The organism is Fibrella aquatica (genome assembly GCF_041321135.1).
Classification (GTDB): domain Bacteria; phylum Bacteroidota; class Bacteroidia; order Cytophagales; family Spirosomataceae; genus Fibrella; species Fibrella aquatica.
In genome coordinates, this window is sequence record NZ_JBGGWF010000006.1 from 85,646 (window position 1) to 103,637 (window position 17,992).

Consider the following 17,992-nt stretch of genomic DNA (forward strand, 5'->3'; position numbering starts at 1 on the left):
TTAGAAAGACGGACTGAAGTCCGTGTTACGCCGAGAGAGGCGTTTTACGGTAGATTTTCTGCATTGGCAACTCCATCTCGCCAACCAGAATGGCATCGGTCAATAACCGGTAATCGGTATCTACCCATTGGTCGGGCTTGTCGGTGCGGGAATACACACGGGCAAACACCGCATCTTGACTGACAAACAGAATGTGTTTCAACGACGGAATTAGCCGGTATTGATCCAGCTTATCCGATTGGTCATACGCCTTCGTACTCTTCGACAGTACCTCCACCACAATCTCCGGGTTTTTGATCCGGGCCGTAGAAACCTTTCCGCTGGGCAGCGTCACGTATTCCGATGGACCGCGCACCACCGACAGATCAGCATTGAATTCAGCCCCGCCTTCGGCAATACAGATTTTTATGCTGCTACCCAACACCCGGTAATCTGGTTCATCGTCGAGAATGTTGTTGAAGAGGGTTCCAATTTGGGCAATCAGTTGTTCGTGTAAGTCGGTGGCGTGACTCATGGAGATAATCTCGCCATTTAAGGATTCGATATTGTAGGGAATCTCCTCAGCCAGCTCTACGTACTCATCCCAGGTAGCGGAAGCGCGTAATTCGTCCGGGGCCGCTCCGCGTTCGGCCAGGGTCATCGGGAGTAGAATCGTTGTTGCTTCCATCTTGCTACTGCGTTTACCAAGCCTACACAATTACGCGCATTATTTCTTCGGCTTCAAATGCCGGATCACCTCCAGTTTTGGAAAGGCCAGTCGCCAAACGGCCAGTTGTTGTTTTTGCTGACCAAAACAGGTTTTACTCAATGCATTTTCAGCCGGGACAGCCGCGTTGTACACAAACAGGGTGTCGCCAATGCGCTGAATGTTACTCGATTGCGGCAGGTTTTTCTCGGCATTATATACATACGCATCCAGCACCTCACGTTCCTTTTGCGCCAACTTCGCGTTCTGCACATCGGCTGCGCCCAGTAAACTGATTGTCATGCCATAGCGAGTAGCCAGCGCCTGCGTTTTGGGTAAGTCCTGAAGGCTACAGATTCCGGTTGCGGCCTCGCCCTTCGCCAATTTGTCGGCGGCTTCTTTTTCGGCGATGGCTACGATTTGTGCGCCCCAACTATCTACAGCCTCATTCAGATCGGCGTTGGTTAATCGCTTCACTTTTTTATCGGCCATTTCCTGTTTCAGCTTGTCGGTGTATTGAATCCGATCGGGGTTACAGGCTAGCAGGGCGAGTGCTAAAAAGAGCGTTTGAAGCAGAATTCGTGGCATCGTGAACGGTGTTTATCCGGAAAACGCGAGATAAGGCTGTTGGGTTGCAGGTACGTCACCAACCAGGCAATTATTGGCGCGCCCAGATTACCTGTGTCAGTTCATCGGCCATCCTGATCAGGTCGGTTTCGGTATGTTTCCGATTCGTCGCAACTACCTGCCTGACCATGTCGGCGGGGAGTTTATCGGCACCGTGATAAGCTCCCAGAATGGCTCCGATGATGGCACCAGTCGTGTCGTTATCGCGCCCAAAATTGACCGCAAATGTGAGGCTTTTCACGAAATCAAACTGTCCATACAACATGGCAGTGAGGCTAATCTGAAAAATTTCGCCCGACATCAGTGGCAGTTCCTGGTTGTACGCATCCAGTAACGTAAATGCGTATTGTCGCCGCGCTAATTCAACGGTATCTGCACGACCCGTACGCGGAAAAACCAGTTGAGACAGGTTCATTTGCGTGGGTGACCATTGCCCGGCCTTGTAAACTACCGTCTGGGCCCGTTGCAGAAACCGGTACCCAGCCCGGCCTATCAATCGGCTTTGATAATAATTCTGAGGATCAACATCACGTACTACGTTGACAATGGATTCGGGGGTAGCCCCTGGCGTCATAGCGGCCGCCACCATGGCACTTGTCAACGCGCTAAGATCACGGGCGTATCCCAAATCGAATAGAGCCAGATTAAACGCTTCCGTGTAGGCCCGACTTGGCTGGCCCGGAAACAACGTACCCAAAACCGGCGCATACAGCATACCGGCACAAGTCATCTCGCCTCCGTAAAAACGATGTAAGGCATTCGTATAACCGGGCCAGTCCTGAACAGCGTACGGTTTAGCCACTTTTGCCCACTCCTGAATCCAGGCCATTCGGCGGGCATTGGCCTCGAAGGGAGCAGGATCGTCACCGGGGGTATCCTTTAACCGCTTCACGTCGGCCCGGTACTGTGTCAGAATATGGTTGGCAAACGCCCGTGGATCGAGTGGTGCTTTGCCATTGCGCTGGGTAAGCAGATAGCTAGTGATCAGTTTCTTCCAACGGGTATCATCGGTGGTTCCGCCAGCGGGTAGGTTCATATACCAGGTCCCTTCGGGTGAGGGCTCCCGCACCATCGAATCGAGCCGATTGACGGCCCCGTACATGGTACCGATCATTTCGCGAGACCACATTTCAGTTGGCGCTCCCATGGCATCGCCAATGGCCGAACCAACCAGCATACCCAATACCCGATCATGAAGTTGAGCGCGGGTAAGGCCCGAGCGGGTAGCCTGTTGCGAACTGGATGTGAGTTGAGCGTTGCTTGGCCAACTACTAACCAAGCACAGGAATATCAAGAGGAATAAGCCATTCTTGTAACGCATAACATTGATGAGGTAACTAGTATGGATGGCCTCACTGAGCGTAAGGTAGCAATTATCCATCTTTTTGGGGTCAGAAAACAGGGACGTTGAGTTGCAGGTATGTTACGCTCAGGCCATTCGACTACCTTCTCGGAATAACAGACCGGTTTAAATCTGGGGTTAACCCTTAATTTCGCACATGCAATTACTCGAAGTAGGCCAGAACGCCGCCCTCCGTACCGAATTTCTTCAACTGCCGGTTCGCCTCTACAAAAACGACCCCTGCTGGATTCGTCCACTCGACGATGATCTGGAGAGTGTATTCGACCCTAAGCGAAACAAGTTGTTTGATGGTGGCGAATGCACACGGTGGGTGTTGAAAAACGATGCCGGTGAGACCATTGGGCGGGTAGCTGCTTTCATCAACCAGAAAACACTGAAAACCGAAAAAGATCAACCAACGGGTGGAATGGGCTTTTTTGAGTGTATCGATGACCAAACGGCGGCCTTCTTCCTGTTCGACACCTGCCGACTGTGGCTGGCCGAACGGGGTATGGAAGCCATGGACGGCCCGATTAACTTCGGCGATCGTGACCGGTGGTGGGGACTGCTGGTAGACGGATTTGATAAAGAGCCTAACTATGGTATGCCTTATACCAAACCCTACTACATACCGTTTTTCGACGCCTACGGGTTTAAAGACTACTTTCAGCAACACACCTTTTTTCTGCCTACGGATTATGACAAATTGATCGCGAATGGAATGCAACAAAAGGTATTCGATCGCGCCAAGGCTATTCTGGAAGATCCACAATACACGTTTGAGCATATTCAGAAAAATAAACTGACTCAATACGCCGCCGATTTTGCCGAGATATACACCAAAGCCTGGGCCAAAATTCTGGGTACGCCCGACATGACCACCGAAAAGGCACTGGTGTTAATGCAGAAGATGAAGCCAGTGATGGAAGAAAACCTGGTGTGGTTTGGCTATCATGGCAGCGGTGCTGACCGCAAACCGATCGCATTTTTCATCATGCTGCCCGAATTGAACCAGTATTTCAAGCACGTCAACGGCAAAATGGACCTTCGGGGCAAACTGATTTTTTTGTATCACAAGCTCTTCAAACCCACTAACAAAGCCTTCGGCGTCATTTTCGGCGTTGTTCCCGATTTTCAGGGAAAAGGCATTGAATCGGCCATTGCCATCGCCTACCCAACGCGGGAAGTATGGGGTGGCAAAAAACACCAGTATACTGACCTGGAGCTAAACTGGATCGGCGATTTCAACGTCCGGATGATCCGTTTCTCAAAAATGCTCAGCGGCAAAGTCGTCAAACGCCATATCACCTACCGCTTCCTCTTCGACCGCGAAAAGGAATTCAAACGGCATAAAGTGATTTAGAAAGTTTGTCGGCTGGGTTGCTGACGCGTAGCCCTTCGACTAGGCGTCAGCAATACCAACTGCAACGATTTCCCTTGGCATAGCCTTCACCTTACATAACCCGCTCAGGCTTACCTTTGCGGGCATACATTGACACTACAAACAGCATGAGTTTACTTACCGTGGGTTCGGTCGCGTTCGACGCCCTGGAAACCCCCTTCGGCAAGACCGACAAAATCATTGGCGGTGCCGCTACCTACATTACCCTGTCGGCGTCGTACTTCACGAAAGAAAACAATCTGGTTGCCGTGGTGGGCGACGATTTCCCGCAAACCATGATCGACACGCTGGTGAGTCACGGCGTGAACGTGGATGGGCTGGAGATTCGGCAAGGCGAGAAAACGTTCTTCTGGTCAGGCAAGTACCATAACGACATGAACTCGCGCGACACGGTCGACGTGCAGCTCAACGTGATGGAGAATTTCGACCCCATCATCCCCGAATCGTATCAGGGTTGCACGTACCTGATGCTGGGCAACACGGCACCGGCCATTCAGCACCTGGTGATCAAGCGCCTCACCAACCGGCCCAAGCTGATCGTGCTCGACACGATGAATCTCTGGATCGAGATTGCCAATGCCGACCTGAAAGCCCTGTTGCCCGATGTGGACGTGCTGGTATTGAACGACGAAGAAGCCCGCCAGCTTACCAACGATTACTCGCTTGTGCGCGCTGCCCGTACCATCATGGGCATGGGCCCCAAAACGGTGATCATCAAGAAAGGTGAACACGGCGCACTGCTGTTCCAGGAAGACCGCATCTTTGCCGCCCCTGCTCTTCCACTCGAATCAGTATTCGACCCAACCGGCGCGGGCGACACCTTCGCGGGCGGTTTCATTGGCCACATCGCCAAAACCGACGATATTTCCTTCGACAACATGAAGCGGGCCGTCATCTACGGATCAGCCATGGCGTCGTTCTGCGTTGAGAAGTTCGGTGCCGAGCGCATCCTCAACCTTTCTGCCGACGAAATCCAGGACCGCGTCGATCAGTTCGTAAAACTATCGGCGTTTAGTGTAGAAATGTAAATATGAGTTCAAAGTGCCAGGTTCAAGGTTCAAAGTCGCTTTGCTAATCACCGAACTGTTGTAGGCGAAGCGACTTTGAACCTTGAACCTGGCACTTTGAACTCATTTTCGTATTAACTTTGCATCATTAATCTTTCAGGGGTGCCTTATAACAACGGGCTGAGATTATACCCATAGAACCTGTACACGGGTAATGCCGCAGCAGGGAATGTAAATATGAGTTCAAAGTGCCAGGTCCAAAGTTCAAAGTCGCTCCGCTATCCAACGATTTGGTAGTTGGCGGAGCGACTTTGAACTTTGGACTTTGAACTTTAGACTCCTTTCTTCCACTCCGATAGGCTTGGCCCCTACGCCTTATCGTTAACCGTTTGTGTCTCCATGACCAACGCAACGACCTATCGTTTTGCCGCCACACTTTTGCTGTGGTGCGTATTTCAACTGCCCGTTTGGGCACAATCTCTTTTTCTTTCCGGCACGGTCCGGGAGGCCGACGGCAGCCCGATTCCGGGTGTGGCTATTACACTCGATGGGTCGTTGAAAGGCACCAACACCGACGCTTCAGGTACGTTCCGGCTTACCAATCTTCGACCGGGTACGTATCAGGTACGTGCCTCGCTCGTCGGCTACAATGCGATTGAACAGGCGGTTACGTTACCGCTTTCCGAGCCGCTGGCGTTGCGTTTGCAACAGAGCGAAGTAGTTATGGATGAAGTAGTTGTGCTGGCAACGCGGGCTAATGAAAAATCGGCGGTGGCCTATACCAACGTAACCAAGCGCGAACTGACCAAGCTTAATCTGGGTCAGGATATGCCGCAGTTGCTCAACTTTACGCCCTCGGTTGTGACTACGTCAGATGCTGGGGCGGGCGTGGGCTACACGGGCATTCGCATTCGCGGCTCCGACGCCACACGGGTGAACGTGACGCTCAACGGCATTCCGTATAACGATGCCGAATCGCAGGGGACGTTCTGGGTGAATATGCCCGATTTTGCGTCGTCGGTCAGTAGCGTGCAGATTCAGCGCGGCGTGGGTACGTCGACCAACGGGGCCGGGGCGTTTGGGGCGAGCGTGAATGTCCAGACCAACACGCTTCAGAAAAACCCATACGCCGAAGTAAACGCGTCGGGCGGGTCGTTCAATACGCAGCGGTTCAACGTGTTGGCGGGTACCGGCTTACTGAATAATCATTTTGTGGTGGATGCGCGGCTGTCGAAAATCTCGTCGGATGGGTTTATCGACCGGGCATCGTCGAACCTGAAATCGTTTTACCTATCGGGCGGCTATTACAGCCAAAAGAGCTTCATTCGGTTCAACGTGTTCTCGGGTCAGGAACGTACCTATCAGGCGTGGAACGGCGTGCCCGAGTCCCTGCTGGCAACAAACCGAACGTTCAACAGCCTGACCTACGAAAACGAAACAGACAACTACCAACAAGATCAATATCAATTGATTACGTCGACTGAATTGAGCAAACAGTGGCGGGCCAACGTATCGCTGTACTACACCAAAGGCCGGGGTTATTACGAACAGTTCCGCGAGGCTGACCGGCTGAGCAACTACGGTTTACCCAATGTGGTCATCCGCGATTCAACGATTTCGCGCTCCGATCTAGTACGCCGCCGCTGGCTCGATAACAACCTGTACGGCACCGTTTTCTCGTTCGATTACACCGGAAAAGGGAAGCTGACAGGCAATATTGGCGGCGGCTGGAATCGCTATCAGGGGCAGCACTTCGGCGAGGTGATCTGGGCCCGCTTCAACCTGGCTCCGCTGACGGCAACCAACGGCATCAACCCGCGTTATTACGACAACAACGCCATCAAGACCGACGCCAACCTTTACGCCAAAGCCTTCTACGATATCACGCCAAAACTCAACGGGTTCGTTGATCTCCAGGTACGTTCCGTCGATTACTCGTTTCTGGGTTTCGACAATCAGCAGCGCAACGTACAACAGAATGCTCAACTCACGTTTTTCAACCCTAAAGCGGGTCTGACCTATACCGTTAATGACCGGCTGGCGGCCTATGCCTCATATGCTGTGGGCAACAAAGAGCCCAACCGCGACGATTTCACGCAGTCGACACCCGGTAGCCGTCCGTTGGCCGAAACGTTGCACGACTGGGAAGCAGGCGTAAAAAGCCGTTCTGACTGGTTTGTCCTGAACCTGAACGGGTATTTCATGAACTATCGCAATCAGCTGGTACTCAACGGGGCCATCAACGATGTGGGCGCATTCAACCGGATCAACGTACCCAGCAGCTACCGCGCCGGGGTCGAGATTGACGGTACGGCGCTGCTAATGGGCACTACCCAGGGCACTAATCTACGCTGGAACGCCAACGCTACCTTTAGCCAGAACAAGATTCGCAACTACACGCAGTTTATTGACCGGGGCTATTACGACAGCAGTGAAGGACAGGAGGTACGCACCTTCACCAGCACTGACATCGCCTTCTCGCCTAACGTGATTATTGGCTCACAACTCTTACTGACAGCAGCTAAAGGGCTGGAAATTGGCTTGTTGTCGAAGCACGTCGGTCGCCAATACCTTGACAATACCAGCAGTTCGGACCGTCAGTTGAACGCGTACTTCGTGAACGACCTCCGGCTGATTTACACGCTGAAACAGCGGTTCGCCCAGGAGGTTACGTTTACGTTCCTGCTCAACAACGTGTTCAACGAGCTGTATGAATCGAACGGCTACACGTACGCATACATCAACGAAGGCCGCGTTGCTTCCGATTCTTATTTCTACCCACAAGCCGGCCGGAACTTCCTGGCGGGGATGAGGGTGAAATTTTAGTTTAGCGTTTGTAGTTTGAGGTTTGAGGTTGCGCTGCTGATGCACCAGTTCTGCGGATTAGCAGCGCAACCTCAAACCTCAAACTACAAACATCAAACTTCCCTTGATTCGCTTTTTTAACGAAGACGTCGACTATAAGCTGCCGCAGAAGCTGGCGGCGAAAAAATGGCTCACGACGCAGGCTAAGGCCGAAGGCCACGACATGGGCGACCTGAACTACATTTTCTGTTCCGACGAATACTTGTTACAGGTCAACCGCGAACACCTCGACCACGATTACTACACCGACATTATCACGTTCGACAACCGCGAATTTGAAGACGACCCTATCGAAGGCGACATCTTCATCAGCGTTGACCGCGTGGCCGACAATGCCGCCCAACTGGGTGTATCGCCCGAACAGGAAATGCGCCGTGTACTGGCTCACGGCCTGCTTCACCTCTGCGGATACGGCGACAAAACCGAAGCTGATCAAGCCGCCATGCGGGGAAAAGAAGATGAGTGGCTGGCTGTGTTCAATTAAGAATGCAGAATTAAGAATGGCTCTGCTAGCGTGCCATACGGTGCCGTAGCAGAGCCATTCTTAATTCTGCATTCTTAATTGAAATACCGTCCAGCCGTCTTCCTGGGTACGTAGTGAGAAGGCGAAGTTGTGGTTGAGTAGAATCTCGCGGGTGAGGGTCAGGCCGATGCCCTGGCCGGTGGTTTTGGTGCTGAAGAAAGGGTTGAACAAGTTCGTAGCTACTTCGTTGGAAATCGGCTGCCCGTTATTGCGGATAAGCAACTGACTGTCGGTCAGCACAATCTCGACCGATTGGCCGGTTTGGCAGGCTTCGAGCGCGTTTTTCACCACGTTCACCAACACCTGCTCCATCTGGGCAACATCCATCTGTTGTTTTACCGGCGCTTCGGGTACGGTCAACGTCAGCGAGATGCCACGTGCGCTGGCCTGCGGCTGCATTAGGCTCAGCACGTCGCGGAGTAGGTCAGGTACGTTGGCGGGTGCCAGATTGGGTACGGGCAACCGTACCACATCGGCAAACCGGCGCATGAACTGGTTGAGCCGGTCGTTACGCTCAATGGCAACGCGTACAGCTTTGCGCACATCGGGGTCAGGTACGTCGGGCTCGGCGATGTTCAGGATGGAGTTGATCGCCCCAATCGAGTTGTTCACTTCGTGAGCCATCATGCGAATCACCTTGCCGAATGCCTTCTTCTCAGTGTCGATAATCTCGGCCGTTAGCTCTTCAATAAACAGAAACTGCCGCCGAAACCCCCGGTCGATGAATTGCCCGCGCATGGCCCGGTAGGTTTCAACACCCGTCAGTTTGATCGTCTGCGGCTGGTCGGTGGGAAGGTCTGTCAGGTACGTTAGCAGCGGATGACCAATGGCCGATAAGGGCTTGCCGATCAGGTCAATATCAGGCAGGTTCAGTAACTGCCGCGCCTTTGGGTTTACGGCCGATACGCGTTCATCGAAATCAAACGTCAGGAGGGCAATGGGTGCCGCTTCGATCAACTTATCCAGAAAAAACTGTTGCTCGGCCTGTCGGGTACGTTCCTGCCGAAGCTGATCGATCATCAGGTTATACACGTTGATGAGGCCGTCTACCTCTTTTTTGCCCGTTGGCACAAACTTGACGGTGAAGTCTTTATCCCGAATGGCCTCGATACCCGACTGGATAAACGCTGCTGGCTGCCGAAACGACTGGTACAGCCGCACGGCGATGTACATCGACAGCAGAATGAGCACTTCAGAGGCAATGAAGAGAAGCTTATTTTCTTTCAGCAACTGAAACGTCAGCCCGATCAGTACGGCATGAACGGTGCCAATGTAAAGCAGGTAACGGGTTTGAAATCTCATATAGTGATTATGGTACGCGGATTAAAGGGATTTAAAACGATTGACCGCAGCGGCGGACCGTGCAGATTTTTGGATCAAAACAGATTGGCTCTGCTCTAGGCTATGAATCCGCTTAAATCTAAAAATCTGTGTAAATCCGTTTAATCCCTTTAATCCGCGTACTATTTGATCCGCTTAAATCAAAAATCCGCGTAAATCCGTTTAATCCTTTTAATCCGCGTACCCATAATAATCCGCACGGTCCGCCGCTGCGGTACTATTCATCACTATACGCGATGCCGTATTTTTCCAGGCGGCGGTAGAGGGCAAATCGGGTGATGCCTAAGGCACGGGCTACGTGGCCGACGCGGTTTTGGTGGTATGCCATCGCCCGCTCGATCATCTGGCGCTCCATCTGATCAAGCGTCATGCTGCCGACGGGCGGTAGTTGGCTGGGGGTTTGGGGCGTGGGGCCTGGGGTAGCGGGCGACAAGTGCTTTTCGAAGTCGGTGACGGTCAGGGTATCGCTGGGGGCAAGTAACACGGCGCGTTCGACTACGTTTTTCAGCTGACGGATATTGCCGGGCAGCGACAGGTCTTTGAGCCAGTGTTGCGCCTCTTTACTGACCAGCAAATTGGGACGACCGTACAGCGTTTTCAGATTGTCGGTGAAAAACTTGACCAGGCGCGGTATATCGGCGGGGCGTTCGCGGAGGGCGGGTAGGCGGACTGTAATGAGGTTAATGCGGTAGAACAAATCTTCGCGAAATGTACCCAGCCTTACCATCTCTTCGAGGTTTCGGTTGGTGGCGCAGATCACCCGCACATCAACCGTCCGGGTTTTGCTGCTGCCCAGCGGCTCGAAGGTGCGGTCCTGTAACACGCGGAGCAGTTTCACCTGCGATGCTGAATCCAGATCACCGATTTCGTCTAAGAAAATGCTGCCCTTGTTGGCCAGTTCGAAACGGCCAATTCGGTCAGTTTTGGCGTCGGTGAAAGCGCCGCGCACATGGCCGAAGAGTTCGCTTTCGAATAGTGTGCTGGAAATGCCGCCCAGATTCACCTTCACAAACGGTTGCCGTTTACGGCGGCTGTTTTGGTGAATGGCTTCGGCAATGAGTTCTTTCCCCGTCCCACTTTCGCCCGTGATCAGCACCGGCGCGTCGGTCGGGGCCACGCGGCCAATGGTCGTCAGCACATCCAGCAGTTTCGGATCTTCACCCACGATGTTATCGAACTGAAACTGCTCATCCAACTGCCGCCGACCGACCGACACCGCTTCGCCAGACTGCCCACGTGCCAGCTTGATCGCCGTTTTGACCGACTGCACCAAATGGTCGTTTTGCCAGGGTTTGGTAATGAAATCATTGGCTCCGGCCTTCATGCCCTGCACGGCCAACTCAATGCTTCCCCATCCCGTAATGAGCAGCACAGGTACGTTCGGCAGCCGTTCACGAATGTACCGAAGCAACCGAATGCCGTCATCGCCCGACGTCTCGACCGAGAAGTTCATATCGAGCAGAATGGCTTCGGGCGTTTCCTGTTCCAGTAATTCCCGCGTCTCGAACGGCCCGTCGGCGATACGCACGGCGAAGCCTTCTTTCCTGAAAAGCAGCGAAAGAGACGTCTGAACAGCAATATCGTCGTCGATGATGAGGAGCATGCGGGTTATTTATGGTACGCAAATTTTTGTGGGTACGCGGATTTAAAGGATTTAAAACGATTGACGCGGATTTTGGATTAAATCGGATTGGCTCTGCTTTAGGCTACGAATCCGCTTAAATCTAAAAATCTGCGTCAATCCGTTTAATCCCTTTAAATCCGTGTTCTATAAAATCCCTTTAAATCCAATCCGCGTACCATTCCATTTACTCTTCGTGCAAGGCTACAGCGGGTTGAATCGTGGCGGCTTGTCGGCTGGGGAAGAGGGCGCAGAGCGTGACGAGCAGGTACACGATCAGGGCCGCGATGATGATGGCTATTACGTATACATTGGAGGCGAGATCGAAGACGTTGAGTAACGGAAACTGAGCAGCCAACAGCAGACCCAGCACCAGCGCAAAAGTAGCCAGTACCCACATCTCGCCCACAAACTGCCACGAAATTGACCCTTCGGTGGCTCCCAGCGCCCGACGAAGCCCGATTTCGCCCCGCCGCCGGGTAATGCTGACGTTGAGTACGCCGAACAGGCCGAGCGCCACGTTGATGAGCAGAAAACTACACACAATGACAAAGATGATAACGGGCACCAGGGTAAGGTTATGCTGATTCTCGCGCGATTCGGTCAGGTGATCTACATCGACGCTCCAGCCGGTCACCATGGCGGTAATGTTCTTGACCAGCTTTGCTTCAAAAACGGCATCGGTACCTGGTTTCAGCTTGATCAAAATCTTTCTATTGTATGCTTCATTGGCGTCAAGCTGCTGAAAAATAGCGGGCTTGTTGGTCATAAACTCCCCTTTCGCTTTGAAGATCTCGACCACACCAACAATTTTCTGTTGCCGTGATCCATCGTTTTCTTTCGGTTTTTCGCCTAACAATTTCCCAACCGGATCTTCCCCGTCAAACAGCACCTCTTTGGCTTTCTGATTGATGACAACCGCCCTGTATTTTCCGACGCTATCGGCGGCTTTGTACCACCTGCCCGACGCCAGCGGCATCTCCAGTACGGTAGGAAAGCTTTCGTCAGTACCATAGTAATCCATCATCACACGCCGCTTGCCACGCGTAATCCCGTTATTGGTGGTGTTGGCCGAAAATGGTGAGTTATCGCTCATGCGTGAGGCGGCCTCCACTTCGGGATACGCCTTTATTCGTTGCATCAGACGCTGCACCTTTCCAGGTACGTCGGTGGTATCCTGATTATTATTCAGGTCGACGACCCAGACATGTTCGTAGGTAAAGCCCAGCGGTTCACGGTAATTGTTGAGGTTATAGACCAGCAGCGAAGCCAGCCCGAACAAGACCATAAACGAGGCCCAAATCTCGACGATCAACAGCGAGTGAGCTCTTTTCTTGTTCCAGATGAGGGTAAACAGATGACGGATCATGATTGTGAGGGGTGATGTGGTGAGGAGTGAGAGGCGAAGGGTGAGAGGCGGAGCATTTCACCCTTCACCACATCACCCTTCACCCCTCACCCTACGCCTTAAGCGCTTCGGCTATATTGAGTTTTGACATACGGAGAGCGGGCAAAACGCCCGACAAGAGCCCGAAAACCAGGCAGACACCCAGGCTAACCAGGAACACCGTTACGTTGATGGTCAGGTCGGCGTGGGCAATCCAGCCGCTGTTGTTGATCAGGGAAATGGCGATTAGCGTCAGCACCAGCGCAATAGCCCCGCCAATGAGCGTGATGAAAATATTTTCGACAATAAACTGCCACAGCAAAGTGCGGGTAGGTGCACCAAAGGCCTTCCGGATCCCAATTTCCGAGGCGCGCTCCAGGATACGGCTCACGTTCACGTTGACCAGGTTGATGGCCGGTAAACCCATGAGCATGAGCATAATGAAACCGACAACGCCGTAAAAAATGGTTTTTAGGCCCGTGTCTCCGTCGGCGAAGGCACCGATAAAACTCTCCATGTACGGCAGGCTTTTTACCACCAATTTGTGATACTTAAACCCATCCTGATCACCCGGCACCGGAATGCGTTGGATAAAGCTCTGGAACTCTTCGTTGATCGCTTTCGTGCCGCTCTTGTCGCTGGCCAGCGCAATGGCCAGGTAATTTCCCCGCATACCGGTGCTCTGGTAGTTACTTTTCGGTGCCGTGTACGGAAAATACACGTCGGCATGCGTCAATATGCGCGTAATCGGGCTGCCTTTTACCACGCCAATTACCTTGTAGTGAATGTTTTCGATCTCAACATCTTTACCGATTACCGACACAGCCGGATCGTCAAAATACTGCTTCCTGAAATCATCGGTGATCACCGCTACATAATCACCATTGGCAATGTTCTGCTCGTTGTAGGGTTTGCCTTCCAGGAAATCAAAGTCAGTCACATACCAGAAATCGGCGTCGGTGTATTTGGTGCTCAAATCAATTTTCTGCGAGCCGACATACGCGTTCGACGTGCCGAACATGGAGCAAATTGTAACCCGCTCGGCCGACTTCAACGATTTGGCATATTTGGTCAGAAAGTTGAAACTCATGGGCCCCTGCGTTCGCCCGTTCTGGGCCGAATCCAGTTGGGTCATCAACTGAATGTATACTGACCGGTCGCGTTTCAGTTCGGGGTAATGGCTCCCGATCAGGTGATCCAGAAACGAGGTCAGCACCATCAGCACGGTCAGCGTGAGGCTGATGCCGAAGAGGGTAATGAAGGTATAGAACGGATGCCGTAGCAACACCTTCCAGGCTATTTTTATGTAGTTCGCAATCATTAGATTTCGGATTTGGGATTTATGATTTCGGATTGGACGATTCGGAAATCACGTTCCCCGCAGAAACATCCGAAATCCGAAATCCCAAATCCGAGATCAGTTTGCTATCTCCCACCATCGCACCATCGAACAGGCGGATGAGGCGGTGCGTTTTTTTGGCCATCGTTTCGTCGTGCGTCACCATCACAATCGTACTTCCTTCGGTGTTTAGTTGCTGGAGAATGGTCATGATCTCGTTGCCCATCGCGCTGTCGAGGTTACCGGTCGGTTCATCGGCCAGAATAATCGACGGGCGACCCACAATGGCCCGGGCAATGGCGACGCGCTGTTTTTGTCCGCCCGAAAGCTGACCGGGAAAATGCTTCATCCGGTTGCTTAGGCCCACTTTTTCCAGCGCCTCCTGCGCTAGTTGCCGACGCGATGCCCCTGTAGCATCGCCTTTCCGATACAGCAGCGGAATTTCCACGTTATCCAGCACCGACAGATCGTTGATGAGGTGGAAACTCTGAAAAATGAACCCGATCTGTTGGTTGCGTAGCAGGGCCAGTTCCTTGTCGCGGTACTGCGTCACAGTTTTTCCGCCAATTTCTACCTGCCCGGCGCTGGGCGCATCCAGAAGCCCCATCAGGTTCATCAGCGTCGACTTGCCACAACCGCTGGGACCCATAATGGAGATAAACTCACCCGATTTGATAGTCAGGTTGATGTTGGTCAGCGCCAGCGTTTCGATGCTACTGGTGCGGTACACTTTTTCGATGTTTGTGAGCGTGATCATGTTGCTTTTCCCTCACCCCCAGCCCCTCTCCCACGTTGGGAGAGGGGAGTCGCTTCCGAGTAGCTTCGCTTTGCGGCAGAACTTCCCCCCCTCTCCTTCAGAAGGAGAGGGGCTGGGGGTGAGGTTAGTTTAGTTTCTGGTTTGTATCGAAATCGTAGAGAGTCAGTAAACGGAGCGTGTAGTAGGATTGCCAGTAATCGCGAAGGGCCAGGATGGCGTCACGGCGGGCGCGGTCTTTGTCTTGGGTGGCGATGCCGAGGTCGGTTACAGTCAGGTCACTGAGGCGGAAACGTTCCTGGGCAATCTGGTAGCGGGCTTGGGCAATCTCGTCGGCTTCGGCTGTGAGTTTCACCTGTTGCCGAAGCATGTCGATCAGCGTTACCTGTGTGTAAATCTCTTGCTCGAACGTGCGCTTGGCCTGCTCCACCGTCTGTACAGCCAGTTGCTGGTTAGCGCGGGCGGTTTCAGTACGGGCCTGTGCCCGGCCCCAGGTCATGATGGGCACAGTGAACCGTAATTCAACCGATTGGCGGTCTTGCGGCCGAATGTACACATCGATGGGCCGGCTACCCCTGTTGGTCAGGCCAAAATCGGCGTTAAGCGTGGCGTTGATGCCGTTCTCTTTACGGGCTTTCTCCACGTCGCGATCCGCTTCGAGCCGCCTTCGTTGAAACCCAATGGCATCTGATCGGTTAGCAAATGCCTCGACCAACGCCCGTTGCAGGTCAATCTCGAAGGAACGTACCTGATCAGGGATTAGCAAGTGAAGCGAACGTACCTGGCTGTTGTCTGTCTGAATGTTGATAAATGAACGCAGTTTAAGCGAAGCAACTTCAGCGCTCTGCCGGGCTGAGGCCAGGTCTTTCCGGGCATTCAGCACACTCAATTGCAGTTGAAGCAGGTCATTACGCGAGATTTTACCGAGGTCCAGTTTGTGTTTCGCAATGGTGTACAGCGTGTCGTTGTTGGCCCGGTTGGTTTCAGCAATTTGCAGGTTCACCTGCGCCACCAGCAGATCGAAATACAGGCTCGTGGCATCCAGCGCCACCTGTTCCATGGCCTCGATGTATTGCTGATTGCTCTCAGCAAAGCGTAGTGGCTCGATGCGCCGATCCCACTTCATCTGGTTAAAGCGCGATAACGGCTGACTGATACCAAAGGCAAACGGAATACCGTTGTAGAGCGTATTCCGGTTCAGAAAATCATCAAACCGCTGTAATTGATGCTGCACGTAAATCGACCCGCCCGTTTGCGGAATATTCTGGCTCAGCGATAAATTCAACAGCGAGTTATTGAGCGACACCGGCTGAAATGCAATGGTTCCGTCGGGTTGCTGTACCTGAATAAACGAGCGCGTGAAGCTGGGCAGTGAGCCGTCCAGACTCAGTTGCGGTTTGAAATCGGCCAGAAACGATCGGTATTTCCAGTAGTTCGTCTTCTTCAACGTAGCCGCCTGTTTCCCCGCAATCGATTGTTCCCGCGCCAGATTCACGACTTCATCCAGCGTCAGTTTCAGCGCAGTCTGAGCAACGCTGGGTACGTTGGTGAGGAAGAGGAAAAGGATTGTTTTGATGGCTTCGCGCTGTGTTGCTTTCGCATGTCCCTTCGACAGGCTCAGGGTGACAATCTCACTCAAGGTCGTCATGAACATCTGGATGTGTCTTGTCACCCTGAGCCTGTCGAAGGGACATGCGTCAGCAACGTACCTAGCGATAGCAATACAGCGCGAAGCAACCTCTAAAACCACCCTCCTCGTCCACAACTCATTCTTTCGCTCTTTCATACATTCACTCTTCAGAAATCGTGAGTTGCTCCAGATGCTCGAAATCGCTTAGGTCGGTCAGGATTACCTTGTCGCCGGGTTGCAGGCCGCTTTTGATCTCTACCCAGTCGAAGTTAGTCAGGCCAATCTCCACCTCGCGCCGACGGGCTATGCTATCGGCCCCCAGCACGTAGACAAACTGACGGCGTTTGCCCTTAAAAGCGGGTCCGTTGGCAACTCGTGTAGCGTTTGCCGTGCGATTCGTCACCACAAATACCTCGACTTTCTGATTGGGACGCAGCGACGCGTTGCTGTTATCGTCTAGGCTGACGGCGAACTTGATAGTGCCATTTTGCACCGACGGTTTCACCTGCGTAATGAGCCCCCGCAGATCGGTTTCGTTGATGCGGACGATAACGGGTTGCCCCGCCCGCAGTTGATCGGCGTAGGTATCGGAGCACGACGCCTCGACCCGAAAACTACCCAGATCAGCCACTTTTGCCAGCATTTCGCCCTCGTTCACCGCCGAGCCGACGTTCTCGTTCACCCACGTTAGCACCCCCGCCCGATCGGCCAGAATGTCAGCCTGCCGAAGTTTCTGAGCCAGCACTTTCAGATTGGTGCCTTCAATGCGCGCCTGCAATTGCGACTCGCGCAGACTGGCTCCCATCGACTTCCGGTTATAAGTCAGGTCGTTTTCGAGTTGTTTCTTTTCCAGTTGGGCAATACGGAGGGCATTTTCAGCGCGGGTCACGTCTTCGGGCGTTTGTCCACCCACTTTCAGCAGTCGGCGGGCGTTCTCTACTTCGGCCGTCAGCTTATTGATGTTCAGTAGTTTGATCTGATCATTCACATCGGCATCGTACAGATTTTTGTCAAGCCTCATCCTGAGTTGCTCGATACCGTTTTCTTTCAACGATAGCTGATCCTGCAATTTCTCATACTCGATCTGCGTCAGCGATTTATCCAGTTCTACCAACGGCTGACCGGGACGTACCCGCGCACCGGGCGTCAGCAACACCCGACGAATGCTGGCCCGAATGGGGCTGGTCATGATCTGTTCGTAGGCCGGAATAATCTCGCCGGTAGCGTTTAGTGTATTTTCCACGGGGCCGGTCTGCACTACCGCCGTCCGTATTTTAGCCGCATCGACTGATGTTTTCAGCAACGAACGTGCGCCCAATACTACCGCAACCAGCCCGACAAGCGTAACCAGACCAACGAGCCACGGTTTCCGGCGCGAGCGGGTAATCAGTTCAGGGGCTAGTTCACGATCCATACAGCATACGCATTTTACCTATACTGATTACCAAGAACATGCCAGAGGATAAATG

At 53.0% G+C, this 17,992-nt stretch carries 14 protein-coding genes; 4 read left to right on the top strand and 10 right to left on the bottom strand.

All coding sequences use genetic code 11. The features are described 5' to 3' along the window. Positions 1-25: 25 nt before the first annotated feature. The 3 genes from ACAW87_RS15460 to ACAW87_RS15470 all read right to left on the bottom strand — a co-directional run bounded on the left by ACAW87_RS15460 (position 26) and on the right by ACAW87_RS15470 (position 2,693). The gene (locus tag ACAW87_RS15460) at positions 26-667 is read right to left on the bottom strand and encodes a Uma2 family endonuclease (protein WP_370724430.1); all 642 of its coding nucleotides are present in this window, start codon (positions 665-667) and stop codon (positions 26-28) included. 39 nt (positions 668-706) lie between these two features. After that, on the bottom strand, positions 707-1,273 hold the full coding sequence (locus ACAW87_RS15465) for a hypothetical protein (RefSeq protein WP_370724432.1): 567 nt from the start codon (positions 1,271-1,273) through the stop codon (positions 707-709). Between the two features lie 70 nt (positions 1,274-1,343). Beyond that, positions 1,344-2,693, bottom strand: coding sequence for an ADP-ribosylglycohydrolase family protein (locus tag ACAW87_RS15470; protein ID WP_370724433.1), 1,350 nt, complete (start codon positions 2,691-2,693; stop codon positions 1,344-1,346). A 118-nt stretch (positions 2,694-2,811) separates the two neighbouring features. Between ACAW87_RS15470 and ACAW87_RS15475 the strand changes: the two genes are divergently transcribed. The 4 genes from ACAW87_RS15475 (at position 2,812) to ybeY (ending at position 8,412) form a co-directional block, all read left to right on the top strand. After that, positions 2,812-4,017, top strand: coding sequence for a hypothetical protein (locus ACAW87_RS15475; RefSeq protein ID WP_370724435.1), 1,206 nt, complete (start codon positions 2,812-2,814; stop codon positions 4,015-4,017). A 146-nt stretch (positions 4,018-4,163) separates the two neighbouring features. Further along, positions 4,164-5,084 carry a PfkB family carbohydrate kinase gene (locus tag ACAW87_RS15480; RefSeq protein ID WP_370724437.1) on the top strand — a complete coding sequence of 307 codons (921 nt, stop codon included), beginning with the start codon at positions 4,164-4,166 and terminating at the stop codon, positions 5,082-5,084. 378 nt (positions 5,085-5,462) lie between these two features. Continuing rightward, complete coding sequence (locus tag ACAW87_RS15485) at positions 5,463-7,889, top strand: TonB-dependent receptor (RefSeq protein WP_370724439.1); 2,427 nt, start codon at positions 5,463-5,465, stop codon at positions 7,887-7,889. A 103-nt stretch (positions 7,890-7,992) separates the two neighbouring features. Beyond that, a complete protein-coding gene (gene ybeY / locus ACAW87_RS15490) occupies positions 7,993-8,412 on the top strand; it encodes an rRNA maturation RNase YbeY (RefSeq protein WP_370724441.1) in 420 nt (139 codons plus the stop codon). Between the two features lie 60 nt (positions 8,413-8,472). Here the strand turns inward: ybeY and ACAW87_RS15495 are convergent, their stop codons facing one another. The 7 genes from ACAW87_RS15495 to ACAW87_RS15525 all read right to left on the bottom strand — a co-directional run bounded on the left by ACAW87_RS15495 (position 8,473) and on the right by ACAW87_RS15525 (position 17,937). After that, a complete protein-coding gene (locus ACAW87_RS15495) occupies positions 8,473-9,753 on the bottom strand; it encodes a sensor histidine kinase (RefSeq protein WP_370724442.1) in 1,281 nt (426 codons plus the stop codon). 256 nt (positions 9,754-10,009) lie between these two features. After that, positions 10,010-11,395 (bottom strand): sigma-54-dependent transcriptional regulator, encoded by a 1,386-nt coding sequence (locus ACAW87_RS15500; RefSeq protein ID WP_370724444.1) that lies wholly within the window; start codon positions 11,393-11,395, stop codon positions 10,010-10,012. A 205-nt stretch (positions 11,396-11,600) separates the two neighbouring features. Continuing rightward, a complete protein-coding gene (locus ACAW87_RS15505) occupies positions 11,601-12,782 on the bottom strand; it encodes an ABC transporter permease (RefSeq protein WP_370724446.1) in 1,182 nt (393 codons plus the stop codon). A gap of 91 nt (positions 12,783-12,873) precedes the next feature. Further along, positions 12,874-14,121 (bottom strand): ABC transporter permease, encoded by a 1,248-nt coding sequence (locus ACAW87_RS15510; protein WP_370724448.1) that lies wholly within the window; start codon positions 14,119-14,121, stop codon positions 12,874-12,876. Between the two features lie 19 nt (positions 14,122-14,140). After that, entirely contained in the window at positions 14,141-14,896 is a 756-nt protein-coding gene (locus ACAW87_RS15515; RefSeq protein ID WP_370724449.1) for an ABC transporter ATP-binding protein, read from the bottom strand. 124 nt (positions 14,897-15,020) lie between these two features. Continuing rightward, entirely contained in the window at positions 15,021-16,541 is a 1,521-nt protein-coding gene (locus ACAW87_RS15520; RefSeq protein WP_370724451.1) for a TolC family protein, read from the bottom strand. A gap of 142 nt (positions 16,542-16,683) precedes the next feature. Further along, positions 16,684-17,937 carry an efflux RND transporter periplasmic adaptor subunit gene (locus ACAW87_RS15525; protein ID WP_370724453.1) on the bottom strand — a complete coding sequence of 418 codons (1,254 nt, stop codon included), beginning with the start codon at positions 17,935-17,937 and terminating at the stop codon, positions 16,684-16,686. Positions 17,938-17,992: the final 55 nt, after the last annotated feature.